The sequence below is a fragment of the Pseudoalteromonas sp. MEBiC 03485 genome (assembly GCF_004195145.1).
GTDB classification, from domain to species: domain Bacteria; phylum Pseudomonadota; class Gammaproteobacteria; order Enterobacterales; family Alteromonadaceae; genus Pseudoalteromonas; species Pseudoalteromonas apostichopi.
The window spans coordinates 517,193-533,822 of the sequence record NZ_SGBT01000002.1 but is presented as its reverse complement, the minus strand read 5'-3'; the positions used below and the strand labels follow the sequence as shown (position 1 = coordinate 533,822).

Below are 16,630 nucleotides of genomic sequence, written 5' to 3'. Positions count from 1 at the left end.
TTTTTAGTGTATTAGTTCATATAGGGTATTAGGCAATTTGAGTTAAAAAATGTGCACCCGCATTTAAGCCCATTTCATAACCCGCACTGAGTTTTTCAAATGATTTTGTTGTTCGACCAACAGCAAAGTTAGGTGGCGGTGCAATAATATTAATTTTACAATCGCTTGGCGGGTTGGTAATAAAATCAATACTTTGATTGTAATTTTCTGCGCGTCTGAGGGTTGCTTCAGCTAATGCTGGGGTTCTCTTATAAAGACGCTTTACAAGCCAAGGCGCTTTAGCTGGCTTTTTCTTATAGCCAAGAGGTTGAGATAAAATAACGGTGATTTCTTTATTACCCATCTCGTATGCTTTGCGAATTGGAATAGAATCAGCGACGCCGCCATCAGTGAGTTGTAAATTGTCGATAATGGGAAATTCTCGATAAGCAATAGGGAGAGCACATGAGGCTTTTAATTGCTCTTCAAGATGAGCTGCACTAGCTTTTAAGTACTCTGCTTGTCCAGTTTGTATATTGGTTGTAACAATGTAAAACTCACTGGCTTGCTTTTTGAAGGTGTCGAGATCAAGGCGAATATCACGGATGGTTTCTTGCCACAGCCAGTCTAAATCAAACAGGTGGCCACCTTTAATAAAACGAACAAAATCAATAAATTCAGGTCGGCAAGAGTAATCGGTAATCACCGCATGGTTACGTTTGTATTGGGCGCACAAATAGGCGGCAATGTTTGTGGCTCCGGCAGAAACACCATAGCATTGATTAAAAGGTTGGTAATTGGCTTCAATAAAGGCATCCAATACGCCAGTGGCAAAAATACCACGCATTGCGCCACCTTCTACAACCAGTGCCTTGTTATTGTTCATTTTCGCAACCTTGCTTGTAACCGTGAGTGCTTCTAACCATAGCAAACACGGTTACAAAACTAAATAGAGTTTTGACTCTAACTAAGTTATACCGCTTCTACCCAAAGTACGCCAACTTGTTTGTCGGTCACTTTTACAGTACTACCCGCAGCAATGGGAGACTGACTTTTTAATTGCCATGTAATACCCGAATACTGATGCGTAGTTAACCCTTTATCATCAACATCAGCGTTCACGATAAAGGTAAGCTCAGCAAAATCGCTATGTATTGGCTTAGTATCGGTTTTATCTTGCATGCGTTTGAGTGGTTTCCAAAGCACTACAGCAAAGCCTAGAGTAAACACTATATTGCTCCAAAGCGCGGTGGTGTAACTCGTATCAAGTAAGCCTATATTCATTAATAAGCCACTGGCAAATAAAGATAAGCCTAAAAACAGTAGTACATAGGTACTCATACCCAGTACAGCAACTTCAACAATTAGCGCGATAACACCTATAATCATTAATGCTTCGGCTAAATGAGTATCTAAAAATGCCATCAGCTCACCTAACTTTGTTGCTTTTTATTCAAAGAGTTAATAATAGACATCCCTTGAGCAACCAATGAGCTTGCATCAGTACCACTTTCAGGAAGTAATACCACAGATGACTCACGAGCAATCGCTTCTTTAGCAGCAATAGCTTTAGTTGCTAAGTCGAGTTGAATTGCTTTTTGACCTTGCTCTGTATCCGCTGCTTCACCTACTTTACGCAGTGCATCTGCTTGCGCTTCAGCAACAGCGATAATCGCTTTTGCTTCACCTTCGGCGCGTAAAATTTGCTCTGCTTTTTCAGCTTCTGCTGCAAGAACTTGCGCTTGCTTCTTACCTTCTGCCACGTTGATAGCAGATTGACGATCACCTTCAGACTCTAAAATCTGCGCACGTTTTACACGCTCAGCTTTCATTTGTGCTTCCATGGCTTCCATTACAGAGTTTGGTGGCACAATGTCTTTAATTTCGTAACGTAAAACCTGAATTCCCCAAGGCTCAGAAGCTTGGTTAATCGCGGTAACTATGTTGGTGTTTAACATGTCGCGCTCTTCAAAGGTTTTATCGAGTTCCATTTTACCAAGTTCAGAACGCATCGTCGTTTGCGATAGCTGAGTAACCGCAAACACATAGTCATCAACACCATATGTGGCTTTATACGGGTCAAGCACGCGGAAATACAGCACACCGTCGACGATAAGCGAGATATTATCTTTCGTGATAGCAGACTGAGAAGGCACATCTTGCGCTTGTTCTTTTAAGCTGCGATCAGCGGCAATACGGTCGATAAATGGCACAATAAAGTTTAAGCCCGCTTCTTTGGTTGAATGGTATTTACCGAAACGTTCGATTAACCAGGCACGATTTTGCGGCACAAATTTAACGCTACTTTTTAGTAGCACTAAAACAAAAATTAGAAGAAAGACTTCTACATTTAACAAAAGGTCTAAAATGCTAGAAATGGGATCCATGTACTTTCCTTAATACAGTTAAAATTATTTTGCCACTCAGATTACCACCACAAAGCAAAGCAGGCTAATGATTTGTAATCGGTACTGGTTTTAGAGTTGCCTCATTGTGTTGAGTACAAACCTACGGCTCGTTTAATCGGTAAGTGTATGTTTTATCATATACATATGCTGATCAGCTTGCGCCACAATTTCATCGGCTGTTTCTTGTGTGCCTAAAAACATGGTGACGCCAACACTGGCAGAACCTTTGTAGTTAATATCTTGATGAATAAATTTAATTTCGATAGCGGTTTGTAGTTTATCAGCAACGCGATGGGCGTTGTGTTTGGCTGTTTGCTCATCACGACCTAGGCCTTCTAGTAAGACTATAAATTCGTCGCCACCAATGCGGGCTAAACAGTCTTTCTCGCGCACAGCGGCTTTCATTCTATTGGCAATTTCAACAAGATAAGCGTCGCCTGTATTGTGGCCATATTGGTCGTTTAATTTTTTGAATTTATTGAGGTCAATAAATATTACAGCACCATAACTTTGGTCGCGCTTACTCATTTCTAACGCAAGTGATAAGCGAATATAAAAATAGCGGCGATTTAAAAGTTCAGTTAAGGGATCGGTAGAGGCAGCATAGAGGAGTTGTTGTTCATGGTATTTTCGTTCAGTAATGTCAGTTGCAATGCCTAAAATGCCAATTACTTTGTTTGGCTCTGAGTCACAAAAAATAGGGGTTTTTACTTCCCAAAAAATAAACGTGTGCCCACCTGGAAAAGTCAACTCAACTTCTTCTCGTGTTCGCTCTCCTCTGAGTACTCGTTTATCGATTTTTGCGAGTTTTTTGGCATCTGGGCGAGGGAAAAAGTCGGTATCGGTTTTATATTGTAATTCTTGAGCAGAACATGCAAATAAGTCTAGAGTCAGTTTATTTGCATAAACGTAATGTCCGAGTTCATTTTTTATATAAACGTATGCGGGTACGTTATCGAGTGCAAACTTTAACTCAGCAATATGCACAGGTAATTTAGTTGTATTAAATTCGGCCATAATATGTCCCTATATAACAAGCCATAAATTGATAGTGGACGAAAAAATCTTAATAAACAAGACTAACCACAAAGATAAAATTACAACTAATGATTTAGGTATGATTTTGAAAAGTAATTAAAAAAATAATAATGAAGATGGTTGATGAACTTTGTTATTAAGTTTGGTTAGCTATTTTTAAGTATCATTATTTTTTAAACTATTGTAGTGGTCACTTTTGGCTTTTTTACAGATGTTAGTAAGGCTGTTTTTGTATGCTGAGCGCTAAATAAATTACAAACATTGATAAATCGCTCCAGAATTGCCATGGCAGCATTATTGATTATTGTGCTAGCAATTAAAGTAGCGAGGGTGTCATTATGTAAACCAGCCTCCACTTAAAAGTTCATTTGTTTTTTGTCATATAAGCATGATTTTGGCAAAAGCAGCCCTATTATAGCCATGCTATTAATGTGTAGGGTGTTTCCTTACTCATCGTAACCGGGGCTTTTGCTATTTAATAAGCGTAACAAGGCAGGCCAAGCAATTGCTCCACCCAGTCCCTTAGTGGCAATTTCTGTTTGCCCTTTGATACCATCAATAATCGCGCTAGGTACTTGTACGAGTTGCTCGGTATTTTGTGAAGTACGAGTTTGTACAGCGCATGCAGCTTCAAAAACATACATAAACAAAAATGCATCAGCGACCGTTTTACCTACTGTTAATAGGCCATGATTACGTAGCATTAGAAAGTTATTCGTGCCTAGGTCATTCACTAAACGGTCTTGCTCAGCAGGGTTAAGAGCTATGCCTTCGTAGTCGTGATAACCCAAACCTGAGTGCACAACAACAGCTTGCTGAGAGATAGGCAATAAGCCGTCTTTGTTTGCAGACACCGCCGTGCCATTGAGTGAATGGGTGTGAATAACGCAATGGGCATCATCACGCGCCATATGAATACAGCTATGGATATTAAACCCCGCAGGATTAACAGGGTATTCACTGTCATGCAGCTTATTACATTGTTGATCTACCTTGATGAGACTTGATGCCGTAATTTCGTGAAACATCATGCCATATGGATTTATCAAAAATTCGTTGTCTGTGCCGGGAACACGCATTGAAATATGGGTAAAAATTAGATCATCCCAGCCATATAAAGCAACTAGGCGATACGCGGCAGCTAGCTCAACACGGGCTTTCCATTCTTGCTCTGATACTGTGTGTTTTATAGTCATGGTTTTTTCTAAAATGGTACTTTGCGAACAATAATGTCTTTAAACATTACCCAATCACCAATAAAGCTATAAAAAGGGTGCGTAAACGTTGCTGGACGATTTTTCTCAAAGAAGAAATGACCAACCCAAGCAAAGCCATAGCCCACCACCGGGCATAAAATTATCCAGCTATATTGCTGCTGATAAATAGCGGCAAACAAAATTGCCAAAACAAACCAACTGCCAATGAAATGTAAGCGCCGACAGACTTTATTTTTGTGTTCTTGTAAGTAATAAGGGTAAAACTCTTTAAAACTCGCGAACTCGCGTTTACTTGCTACAGTGCCCATATTGCTGTCTCCGTTGATAATAACATGTTAACAATAGGCTTTTATTATTTTGTTTACTTGATAATATAGGTCATTAAATTGTTTATTTGGGACGCGAATGAGAACCTTATCAAGTTGGTGGCTCCGCGCTATGGCTGAATCGTTTAAATGGCAGGGCTTACCAATCAATGAGTTGTTTGCAGGAGCAAATATTCCTTTAGCAGAATTAAGCAGTCAAACAGCCCGATACCCACAAGCCAGTGTTAGTTCGCTTTGGAAGCAGGCGCAAGCGATGTTACCAAACACTCATTTAGGTCTTTATGTTGGCAGTAACATGAATGTGCGCGCTATTCCGGTGGTTGGTATGGCTATTGTTCAAGCAACACAGTTACTGAGTGCTTTTCGGCTTATATTGCGTTATCAAAAATTAATGGGCGACACACATAATGTGTCACTCATCGATCATGGAAGTGAGTATGAACTTCGCTTTAACTTTAGTGATGGTGAGCGCGATATGTCGCTGCTAAGCTACGAAGCACCGATGGCGTTTTGTTTAAAAATAGCGCGTACTGTAAAGGGAAAAGAGTGGCACCCAACGCGAATTTGCCTAAAGCGTAAAGAGCCACACAGTGAAATTAATGAACACTTTAACTGCAAAGTTGAATACGGCTCGCATACCCATAGCCTATTTTTTAGTGAAGAAACCGATAGTAAACCTGTGTTATCAGGTCAGATGAAACTGGTGACGCAAACCAATGTAACTCAGGTGCTGAGAATTTTACTCGAGGAGCATTTAATTCAAGGGCAAACCAACAGTAAAGCAATGGCAAAAGCACTTAATATGAGTGAAAAAACGTTGCAACGCCGACTTGCAAAAGAAGGCACAAGTTTTAGTAAAGAACTAGCAAGTTTAAGGCAGCAAAAAAGTGTTTCATTATTAAACGAAACTGATCTGTCAGTAACAGAAATTGCCTTTTTATGTGGCTATTCAGAGATTAGTGCATTTCATCATGCCTTTAATCGCTGGTATGGTATGTCGCCAAAAGTGTACAAGCAAAAAATGGCAATAATAGCTGAATCATAGTTAGTGCTACTTTGATCTAGTTGATGCCTGTCAGGTATTACTTTAATTATTAAATCGGTACAAATTGGTGTTTGTTCCGATAATATTTGAGTTTGATAACTATTTACCAAAAAACAATAATAAAAGCTTAACTAGCAATTGCTTAACACGAATTTGTTAACTAAAATTTCAAATAGGACGCAAGGATGATCTGAAACTAACCCCCCCCATTAAGTATGAGGCTGCTGAATGCGAAACTTATCGCTGCGTACTATTTTTATTAGTTTTGTGTTAATTGCATTGTTTGTTGTCACTGTGGTTAGCGCTTTAATCAATACCAGCCAATTTTCTCGGCTTTATTACCAACAAACAGAAAAGCAATTATTGCCTGACGCTGTGGGTAAAGTGGCTGCGGAAGTTGATGCTCAAATGCGTTACCCCATCTCTGTGTCACAGTCGTTAGCCGAAAATCAAATTTTGCATACTTGGATGACCGAAGGCGAAAAAAGCTCGCCTATTCATCAACGTGTAATGGCGTATTTTGCAGACTTACAAAGAAAAAGCGGTGCCTCATCGGTGTTTTGGGTGAGTAAAAACTCAATGAGTTATTACACGCAAGAAGGCTTTTTTAAGTCTATCTCTAAAAATGAACCAAGAGACAGTTGGTTTTTTGACTTTATCAGTTCAGATAAACGCCAAGCGCTCGCATTAGATGTTAGTGAGCAGGGCGGACACCTCACTTTATACGTGAATACTTTAGTTGAAATAGCTGGGCAACGCCTAGGTGTTGCAGGGCTTGGTTATGATATTTCAGATATTTCTAGCATTGTCACGTCGCGTAAAATTGGCGAGCAAGGTTATTTATTTTTAATTGATGATAGCAAGCGAATTATTGCACACGCAAATGATGCTTATATTGGTAAACAAGTTACCAGTGTGGCTTCATTAAGCACATTACAAGATTTTCTGAGTAGTAAACACACTGGCTTTACACTATCGCAAGTCGAGCTCGCAGACGAAGATGTTTACGCTGGTGTTATGCCGATTGAAGGTACTGGCCTTACTCTTGTGGCGATTCAGCCACGCCAAGAGATATCAAGTGCAATTAATACTGTCGTTTGGATGTCGATTATTGTGAGTGTCGTGCTTGCGGGCATCTTCTTAGTGCTGACGCTTTATTTTGCGAATTGGCTCAGTAAGAAAATACGCAGTGTTGGTGACGAGCTACTTGGTATGGCGGGCCACGGTGGTGACTTAACAAAACGCTTAGATGACAGTGTAGATAATGAGTTAGGGCATCTTGCTAAGGGCTTTAATGCAATTATAGGTAAAGTAGCCGAGTTGGTAGATGAAATCAGTGTCACTGAGCAAGCAATGCGAGAGGGTATTGACGACCTTGCGAACTTTGCCAATAAAACGTTTGTTGCCACTGAAGATCAACGCGCGCAAACAGACCAAGTTGCCACTGCTATTACACAGATGGGACAAACAATTAATGAGGTGTCTGATATTGCTCATCGCACAGCAAGCGACACAGAAGAAGCGGTAAGAGAAACCGTACAAACCAATCAGAGTATGGCTGCCACAGCACAAACTATGAATGAACTAAATGATATTTTGAGTACGGTTGATCAAAGTATCGGTGAATTTGCAAATCAAGCTGCAGAGATCAACTCGGTTGTTGAAGTGATCAATGCGATTTCTGAGCAAACTAATTTATTGGCACTCAATGCTGCAATTGAAGCCGCTCGTGCTGGCGAGCAAGGCCGTGGTTTTGCGGTGGTAGCAGATGAAGTGCGCTCACTTGCGCAGCGCACGCAAACATCAACTTCTGAAATTAGAGAGCAAATTTCGCGCTTACAAAGCTCGTCATTGCAATCACAAGAAGCGATTGCCGAAGGTACGCAAAGTAGCCAAAAAGTCACTGAACTTACGCATGTTGCGGTGTCTGCACTTCAGTCTATACAGCAGAAGTTTGAAATTATCAGTCAAGGTAATCATCAGGTTGCTGCAGCCACAGAAGAGCAAGGTACGGTTGTTGAACATATTAATCAGTCAGCACATGATATTTCAGACAGTGCCATGCAAATCCATAATAATGCAGAACAGCAACAACGCGGTACGCAAAGTTTATTGTCCCGTGCCCAGCACCTTAAAGACTTAGTAAGTCAGTTTAAAGTTTAATTGACTGCTCTTTAAATCAGCCTCGATTAAAAGACGTTAACAACATGTGTTGTTAACGTCTTACTGTTTTTTAGCTTACAAGTGAGTTTTTAGTTTACTTGTTAACTGCTAATTCCTTTCTTTTTACTAACAAATTGCGCAAAAAACTTTCATAGAGAGACTATTAACTAAGTTTTTAGTGCGTTTAAGAGCGCTGCGTATTACAATTGAGACTTTATATCATTACCGCATTTCCAGCTAATAGGTATTTCACTTCTTCATGACAGATATTACAACACACCAAGCATCTAGACGCCGCTTGTTGATTGCTTTAGCTATAACGTGTTCGTTTATGGTTATACAGATTATTGGCGCCTATTATTCAAATTCGCTTGCTGTACTTGCTGATGCTGGGCATTTGTTTGTTCATAACAGTTCTTTATTTATTGCACTTATCGCTTCAAGCATGGCGATTTATTTTGCGAAAAACTTTAACGATGGCTACCAGCGGGCTGAACTTACCGGCGGTTTGATCAATGGTATTTTATATTTAAGTATTAGCTTAATTATTTTGTATGAGGGTGGTGAACGTTACCTTCATCATAACGATGGTCACGATTTACAAATTAATAGTTATTTGATGTCGGTAATTTCTGCTATCGGCTTTCTTTTTCATGGTGCTGCTGCATGGGTTTTATATAAGGGACGTAAAGCTAGTATCAATGTATATGCCGTCTTTTTGCACTCATTTTTTGATTTAATTTCAACTGTTTCAACCTTCTTTGCTGGTATTTTAATTTATCTTACTGGGTGGGCTGAAGTCGATATTATATCGAGTATGTTGATTGCGACCTTTGTGTTGTTTACAGGGGCTAAAGTAATTATTCGTTGCATTCAAGGTTTACTTGAAAACAGAAGTAAATTACCAGATGTGGCTGATATTGAGCAAAGCATAGCCTCTATTGAGCACGTTCAGAATGTACACAATGTAACTGTAATGCGCCAAGATAAAGACATCGTTGTTGGGGCTCATGTCGTGCTAAAACAGCATTGTACCGTTGAAAAGCACGATGAAGCGTGTCGCTTAAAAGTAGAAAAGCTATTACTTTCACGCTTTAAAATCAAAAAAAGTGTGCTGCAAATAGAAAGCCATGAGTGCCATTATGTTAATTAAAGTGGCAAAAAGTTTAATTTTCTTTTAATTTAAAGGTATCACTATGAAGTTAGGATACCTTTTTTGCTTCAAAATAAGTCTTCATATTTTAACTTTTTAGCTGCACTACTGCTTGGTTGTATTGCTGGAGTTGTTAATTTACTGCCAATTTGGTTTCTAGATAGCTCAGAATTTATTCTTGGCCAGTTTTTTGTGATCTTAAGCTTACTGCTGCTTGGCTGGCGGTTTGCAATAATCACTTTCATTTTAAGTACAGGGTTTATTTTTTACCGTTGGGGGCATGCGTGGCCTTCCATTGTATTTGCCTTAGAACTGATATGTTTGCAGTTGTTTTGCTTATCAAAATCGCGCCCAGTTTTTTTAAGAGGCATGCTGTTTTGGTTTGTGATTGGTCTGCCGCTACTTTGGAGCTTTGGGCATTTCTTTTTAGGTTTACCAATCCTAACTATTGCCATTGCGCTTGCTAAATACTGTTTAAATGCGGCTATCTACTTATCTGTTATTGATTTATTGAGCTTCTTTTTTAGCCGTTATTCATGGCACAAACACTATTCGTCTTTATACAAAATTCTTAACTATGTTGTGACCTTATTGGTAGTGTTGGTGGTTATTTTAACCTCAATAGTACTAACCAATAACCATTATTCACGTATTGAGTACGAGATAAATGAGCAGTTAAAAGAGAAAGCGAAGGAAATTGCACGGATGATTGATGCTCACCTCGATCATCATAAAAAAGGCTTGGTATTAACGGCTCGAAGTATTGCCAATGGTGTTCCTCGGCAGATTGCGCTTGAAAATATGGCTAACTTGTATCCTGACTTTCGAACGCAGATCATTGCTGATGCACTGGCCAATGTTACTCATTTTTACCCACAATCGTTAGCGATTAGTTTGCAGCAATCAAACATACGCCCCAATGTGGCTGATCGTGACTATTTTATAAATGCACCGAATAATAAACTTGGTTATATCTCAACAATTTTTAAAGGCCGTGGCTTTGGCTCTTTACCGATTGTTGCAGTATCAGCTCCGATTTATATTGAAGACACCTTTACAGGGGTTGTTGAAGGCTCACTGATGTTTGATTATTTTGCAGGCCTCAGACCAAGCCTATTTAGTCACCAGGGGGAGCTATTGATTTTAGATCCCACCAATAAAGTAGTATTTAGCACCCTGGATGATTTTAAAGAGTTACAACAATTAACTGACGATGAGATAGACTCGTTTGCTGATGAAGCGCGTTTTAAAATGTTTGATGCGGAAGATGAGCAACAGTATTACGCTAGGGAAGCTCGCTCTACTGAACATAATTGGATTGTGATGACCATGCTTAATCGCAAACACGCAAACAATGTTGCTGTGAGTGCATGGGGTCAGTCTTTAGTAATGGTTTTGTTCATTATTTTATTAACTAGTGTATTTATCACTCAGTTAAGTCGCTGGTTAATTGCTCCAATTGAAAAGTTGGCTGAACAAATCGATAAATTTGAACCTGAACGTGCAATCACTGATACCGACTTACCAGAAACCTGGCTCGAGGTAAGTCGTTTGCAGTCTCAGTTTTCGAGTTTAGCAAACAAGCTTGTGCTTAATTTTAATCGCTTACATCAAGCGAACCATGAAAACGAATTATTAAATAATAAATTGACAGATTTTAATTCTCAGCTCGAGCAGCAGGTTAATGATAAAACAAACGAATTAGTCGAAGCTGTGCGTTTAGCGAATCAGGCTAACCGCACTAAATCTCAGTTTTTAGCAAATATGAGTCACGAAATTCGTACCCCACTAAATGGTATTTTGGGGATGACTCAACTATTGTTAGAAAATCCTAATCTGCCAGAAAGTGAGCGCGATGAGCTGGCAATGATACACCAAAGTGCAAATAACTTACTGTTGATTTTAAACGATATTTTAGATTTCTCTAAAATTGAAGCTGGTGCACTTAAACTTGAAAATCGCGCTGTTGAGGTTAAATCGTTACTTGCTCAGTTAGCTAAAATCTTTAGCACTACCAGCGTTAAGCCAGGGGTTCAATTTAACCTTAGTATTGCGGATGATATCCCTGATTATATCCGTTTAGATCCACTCAGATTTAGCCAAGTCGTCAACAATATCTTGAGTAACGCTGGCAAATTTACTGAGTTAGGTGAAATAAACATGCACTGCCAAATGGCAGATAATGCACTAGAAATAAAAATTCGCGATACAGGTATAGGTATTTCAGCGGATCAGCAAGTAAAATTATTTACTGAATTTACCCAAGCCGATATATCCACCACCCGTAAATATGGAGGTACTGGGTTAGGACTAACCATTAGTAAGCGCATTATTGAGCTTATGGATGGAGAACTCTCTTTAGTGAGTCATGAAGGTGAGGGAAGTGAATTCACTATTGTCGTGCCTGTGACTGAAAGTGGTGCAGAGGAAAAGGCAGAGCAAAGTATAGACAAGCCAATTCTAAGTGGCATTAACGTATTAATTGTTGAAGATAACCCTGTAAATCAAATTGTGCTGGAAAAGATGATGCAGGACACCCTGTGTACTATTAAAAAGGCCAATGATGGTTTAGAGGCGCTTAAAGAGCTTAAAAGCTTTACAGCAGACATTATTTTGATGGACTGCCAAATGCCGCACATGGATGGCTATCAATGTACACACGAAATCAAACAAAACCCTGCGCTTTATGGCGAAGCAATCATTATCGCTATTACGGCGAACGCCTTTGAAGATGATCAGAAACGTTGCCTTATGGCGGGCATGGATGACTTTATCTCTAAACCAATTAACAAAGATGAGCTATACCGATGCCTAAATAAATGGCTTAAAGCGCGTTTAGTCGATCAATAACTGCCTGAATCGTGCTTTCTGCTATTAGGTCATCGGCCAACATGGGTTTGGCAAAATAATAACCTTGTAAATCTTCGCAGCCCATTTCGGTTAAGAAGCTGATTTGCTCACTGGTCTCAACCCCTTCAGCTATACAATATAAACCTAAATTTGATGACAGCGCATGAATGGTTTTAATAATTGATTCATTACTCTTATCTTGGCCGATATTGCGCACAAAGCTTTGATCAATTTTGATCACATCAATCGGGAATTGGCTAAGGTATGTCAGTGACGAGTAACCTGTACCAAAGTCATCAAGTAAAAGTTTGAAACCAGCATTTTTAAGTTTTTGCAGTTGCTTTGAGGCTTTCTCTTTATCTTCTAAAAGCGTGTTTTCTGTAATTTCAAGGCGCAGCTGAACAGGTTTAACCATATGATTATTTAAAATCAGTAGTAAGCGTTCAGTTAAGTTCGATTTTAAAATGTGCGTTGGCGACAGGTTTAATGACAAATAAAACTGTGGATTAGCACGAAGCATTGGTAGCAGCTCTGTTAGTGCTCTATCAAGTGCTTGCTCAGTCAGCGCATCAATTAAGCCAATCTCCTCGGCAATAGGGATAAACTCTGCTGGTGATACAAAACCTTGTTCGTTCTTCCAGCGCATTAAAAGCTCTACGCCGTTTATTTTTTTAGTTTTGGCATTAACGATAGGTTGATAATTATTAAATAACTCATCATCTTTAAAGGCATCTTTTAAGGCATTTTCAAGTAATAGCTTTTTGGTTAGCTGGTTATTCATTTGCTCCGTGAAATATTTAAAATTGTTCCGGCCAGATTGCTTTGCGTGCATCATGGCTATATCAGAATTTTTAATTAAATCATCTGCAGTTTTTGCATCAAATGGGTAAAGAGCCACACCAACACTTGCAGAAATATTAATTGAAAAATCGTCGATAATGACTTTGCTTGCTAGCTCGTCAGTTAACTTTTTAACCAGCTCACTGAGAGTTTGTGGCGAATGTAAGTCTTTAATAAGGACTAAGAATTCATCACCACTTTGGCGGCCTATAACCGCGTTTTCGGGTAAGATCAGGCTTACTCTTTGTGTTATATCACACAGTAATTGGTCGCCTACAGCATGACCGAATGAGTCATTAACCGGTTTGAATTTATCTAAATCTATAAACAGCAATGCTGCGAGTTTATTGTGCTTTTTAGCATTACTTATGCATTGACTAATTTTTGAATGCATCAGAGTTCGATTTGGCAGCCCTGTGAGTGGGTCATAATTCGCTAAATAGCGTAAATCGTCTTCAGCGCGTTTTTGCTCTGTTAAGTCAGAAATAACAATCACATAATAGCTAATTGTGTGGTTTTCTTTGGCCACGGCAGTAACACTTATATGAACGGGATGTGCTGGGCTTTTTAGAGTGCGAATAACAGCTTCTGTTTTCCAGTTCTGTTTTGGTTTAAGTGTTTTTAATACATTGATATATTCAATATATTTGCTTCGACCAATTGCAGCAATAAAGTCGCTGCTAGTTAGCTCTGCAATATTGTTTGGCGTAGCGAATGCTTCACCAAAGCTGGCATTAGCAGAAAATGGTTTAAGTTGATTGTCTAAAATTAATAACCAGTCATTTATTTGTCCGAACGCTTCTCCGAGCACACTCGCCTGCTGTGCATTAGCGCGCTGTTCAGTAATATTGGTATAGATACCGGTAATTTTTAGAGGACGATTAGTTTCATCAGTTGCAACAATGCGGCCAATATCTTCGTACCAAAGCCAACCCCCATTTTTATGTTTTAACCGGTAAGTAATGTTCCATTGTTCATTATTAGTTTGTTTACAAAAGATTTGCCACTGGTTAGTAACATAATTGTGATCATGTGGGTGAACTAAGTTTATAAATTCTTTAAGGTTTATACCATCTTTGTACTCATCATAACCAAGTTCAGCAGAAAAACGTGTCGTTCTTAAAAATTGTTCTGCAAGGTTTATTTCCCAAACGCCACTTTTGGTGCTACTCAAGGCAAGTTCAGTTTGCTGCTGTGATTTTACTACTTCTGCGTGAGCGCGTCCTATCATTTGTTGACGAGCACGATATTGCCAAAAGATGAAAAATAAAATAACTAAGACGATAATAACATAGCTTGTAACGGCAATAGGAGATGACCAAGGTGCATGTGCAACATTAAACCTTAGTTGTCTAGTTGAAGATATTGCATCGTTTAATTCTGTTGACGATGTTACCGATAAAACATAATCACCTGGTGGCAATTTAGTAAAGAAAACTTCGTTGGTCGTTAGCTTGTTGTATTCAAGTGACGTTGGTCCATCAAGGGTCACTTTATACGATGTTTTATCTTTATTAATAGTATCAAAATTAGAAAAGGTAACAGCCAAGCCCATATCTTCAGAAGTGATCTGAAGAGGCGTGTTTATATATTTGTAGGGGTGGTAGTTGAGCTCACGCGATAGTAACGACACATTGGTGATTTCGGTATTTATATTGCCAGCCTCAACAGGGGATGATAAAAAGTCCTCCGGTGAAAGTAAAAGTACGCCACGTGTTGTGCCAAATGCAAGTTGTCCATTATGTAATGTAGTGTCGGAATCAATGTTAAATTCATTTACGGTTAAACCATCACGAATAAAATAACTGTCAAGTTCTAAAGAGCTTAAATCAAGTCGGTAAAGGCCATTTTGTGTACCCAGCCATAAAAATCCAAAGCGATCGATTTGCAATCCAAAAACAGATTTAGCTTTCAACCCTGATTGCATATTAATGCGATGTTTAACCTCATAAGTTTTAGCATCAATGCCGATAAGCCCTTCATCTGATGAACCAAGCCAAAGAGTGTTATTATAATCTATCACCCAGTCATCAATAGTATAGAACGCTAATGGGTTATAGTTTTCTGTTTGGTATATAAGTGTCAACTTTTCAGTCTGCTCATTGTAGCGATACAACTTGCCCGACATACTGAGTACATACTCGTCGGGGTAATCGGGAAGTGGCTTTAAAAAACCATGAGCATTAACTATGTCGACTTGTTCTTTTAATCCTTTAATTGTGACAAGTTCACCTGTTTTTCCGTTATATTTATAAAAGTTTTGTTCATCCAAAAATGCAAATTGATCATTGCCCATTGCACTAAAGCCCCAGTTAGGGCCGTATTCTATAAGGTGTATGGTTTCTGCATTGCCTTTTAAGGGCGCTAATTTGCCAGTTTGTTTATCAAAAAGTACAAGGCCAATATATTTCATTAGCCATAAATAGCGGTCACTATCGTCAATATTTGCTTCAGCAATACCATAAATACCGTGTTGGCCGTGAAATGCTTTCTCATCGTTGCTCACTAAGAATGGTGTAATCTTTTTAGTTGGCTGGTTGTACTTCATTAGGCCATTATCAGTGCCAATCCAAATCGTATTTTTTTGATCTTGTAATACCGTCCAGATATTATTATTGAAGCTAACTTGGTTGTTTTTTAATTCAATATGCTTGAAACGCCTTGCCAGTGTTGACCATGTAAATACCCCTTGAGAGCGCGATGCAAGCCAAAGCAGCCCAGTTTTATCAACCATCACATCTTGGATTGTATTGTCAGTCATTAAGTACTTACTCTGTTCAAAGTTTAAGATGAACTCAATAGACATAGTTTCGCGATTAAATTCGAACAAGCCTTTTTCAGTGACGATATACTCACCGAACGAGCTAACAGAATAGTCCCAAATATTTAAGTTAGGGATTAATAGTTTTACCTTATCAAACGTCAAACGATTGGCCTTTAGTGGGATATTGAACATTCCCTCTACTGTGCCTACAAGTAAGCCGAGCTCAGTATCGACCTTTAAAAATTTAACGTTTTTATTATCTTCTGTGGTATGTGTTTTATCTGTCAGTGGAATATGCGAGATATGTTCATCAGCAAGATTTTTTGAAAAAAGCCCATCCGAAGTGCCTATATATAAAAAGTTGTCGTGTAAGGTGAGAGCTCGCACGATATGCTCTTCCTTATTGATTGAAAATTCATGCAAAAACTTTTTAGATAGTTTGTTGTATGAATAAACATGCTGAGCAATTGCGAAGTAAAAAAAGTTGTCATCTTCAGTAACAGCTAAAATGGGCGAGAAGAAAACATCTTCTGGATCGAGTTTGCCAGAGTAAATTTTTTCAACTTTCAGGGTTTTAGGATCAATAAAAAAAGCACCTGAGAATTCGGTACTGACAAAAATGTTTCCGTCTTCAGTTTTGTGCATTGCGGTAATTTGCCGCTGATCAAGAATGAACTCTCCAGCAAAAGGCGATACCTGATAACCATCGTATCGATTTAACCCTTGGTAGGTGCCTATCCAAATGAAGCCTAAATCATCTTGTATAATTTTAGTTACACTGCCTTGTGTAAGGCCTTCATCAGTCGAAATTCGCTGCATTTGCAAAGCGTAATTTTGCGCAAACACA

The 16,630-nt window shown here is 39.0% G+C and carries 11 protein-coding genes; 4 read left to right on the top strand and 7 right to left on the bottom strand.

What is annotated here, in order from left to right:
- Positions 1-28: 28 nt before the first annotated feature.
- The 6 genes from EVU92_RS19175 to EVU92_RS19150 all read right to left on the bottom strand — a co-directional run bounded on the left by EVU92_RS19175 (position 29) and on the right by EVU92_RS19150 (position 4,950).
- Positions 29-865, bottom strand: a complete 837-nt coding sequence (locus EVU92_RS19175; protein ID WP_130052755.1) for a patatin family protein — start codon at positions 863-865, stop codon at positions 29-31.
- Positions 866-951: 86 nt separating this feature from the next.
- Positions 952-1,404, bottom strand: a complete 453-nt coding sequence (locus tag EVU92_RS19170) for an NfeD family protein (protein WP_130052754.1) — start codon at positions 1,402-1,404, stop codon at positions 952-954.
- Between the two features lie 8 nt (positions 1,405-1,412).
- The gene (locus EVU92_RS19165; RefSeq protein ID WP_130052753.1) at positions 1,413-2,366 is read right to left on the bottom strand and encodes a slipin family protein; all 954 of its coding nucleotides are present in this window, start codon (positions 2,364-2,366) and stop codon (positions 1,413-1,415) included.
- A 132-nt stretch (positions 2,367-2,498) separates the two neighbouring features.
- Complete coding sequence (locus tag EVU92_RS19160) at positions 2,499-3,404, bottom strand: GGDEF domain-containing protein (RefSeq protein ID WP_130052752.1); 906 nt, start codon at positions 3,402-3,404, stop codon at positions 2,499-2,501.
- Positions 3,405-3,871: 467 nt separating this feature from the next.
- On the bottom strand, positions 3,872-4,621 hold the full coding sequence (locus EVU92_RS19155) for a class II aldolase/adducin family protein (protein WP_130052751.1): 750 nt from the start codon (positions 4,619-4,621) through the stop codon (positions 3,872-3,874).
- A gap of 8 nt (positions 4,622-4,629) precedes the next feature.
- Positions 4,630-4,950, bottom strand: coding sequence for a DUF962 domain-containing protein (locus EVU92_RS19150; RefSeq protein ID WP_130052750.1), 321 nt, complete (start codon positions 4,948-4,950; stop codon positions 4,630-4,632).
- 130 nt (positions 4,951-5,080) lie between these two features.
- On the opposite strand from EVU92_RS19150, the gene EVU92_RS19145 reads away from it, so the two are divergent.
- From EVU92_RS19145 to EVU92_RS19130, 4 genes are all read left to right on the top strand, one after another.
- Positions 5,081-6,013 (top strand): AraC family transcriptional regulator, encoded by a 933-nt coding sequence (locus EVU92_RS19145; RefSeq protein ID WP_168990041.1) that lies wholly within the window; start codon positions 5,081-5,083, stop codon positions 6,011-6,013.
- A gap of 228 nt (positions 6,014-6,241) precedes the next feature.
- Positions 6,242-8,176, top strand: coding sequence for a methyl-accepting chemotaxis protein (locus EVU92_RS19140; protein WP_130052748.1), 1,935 nt, complete (start codon positions 6,242-6,244; stop codon positions 8,174-8,176).
- Positions 8,177-8,435: 259 nt separating this feature from the next.
- Positions 8,436-9,329 (top strand): cation diffusion facilitator family transporter, encoded by an 894-nt coding sequence (locus EVU92_RS19135; RefSeq protein ID WP_130052747.1) that lies wholly within the window; start codon positions 8,436-8,438, stop codon positions 9,327-9,329.
- Positions 9,330-9,392: 63 nt separating this feature from the next.
- Positions 9,393-12,179: a response regulator gene (locus EVU92_RS19130; protein WP_239977694.1), complete on the top strand. Its 2,787-nt coding sequence runs from the start codon at positions 9,393-9,395 to the stop codon at positions 12,177-12,179.
- On the opposite strand, the gene EVU92_RS19125 is transcribed toward EVU92_RS19130, so the two are convergent.
- Positions 12,154-16,602, bottom strand: coding sequence for an EAL domain-containing protein (locus EVU92_RS19125; RefSeq protein ID WP_130052745.1), 4,449 nt, complete (start codon positions 16,600-16,602; stop codon positions 12,154-12,156). The two genes, EVU92_RS19130 and EVU92_RS19125, sit on opposite strands and share 26 nt — an antisense overlap.
- Positions 16,603-16,630: the final 28 nt, after the last annotated feature.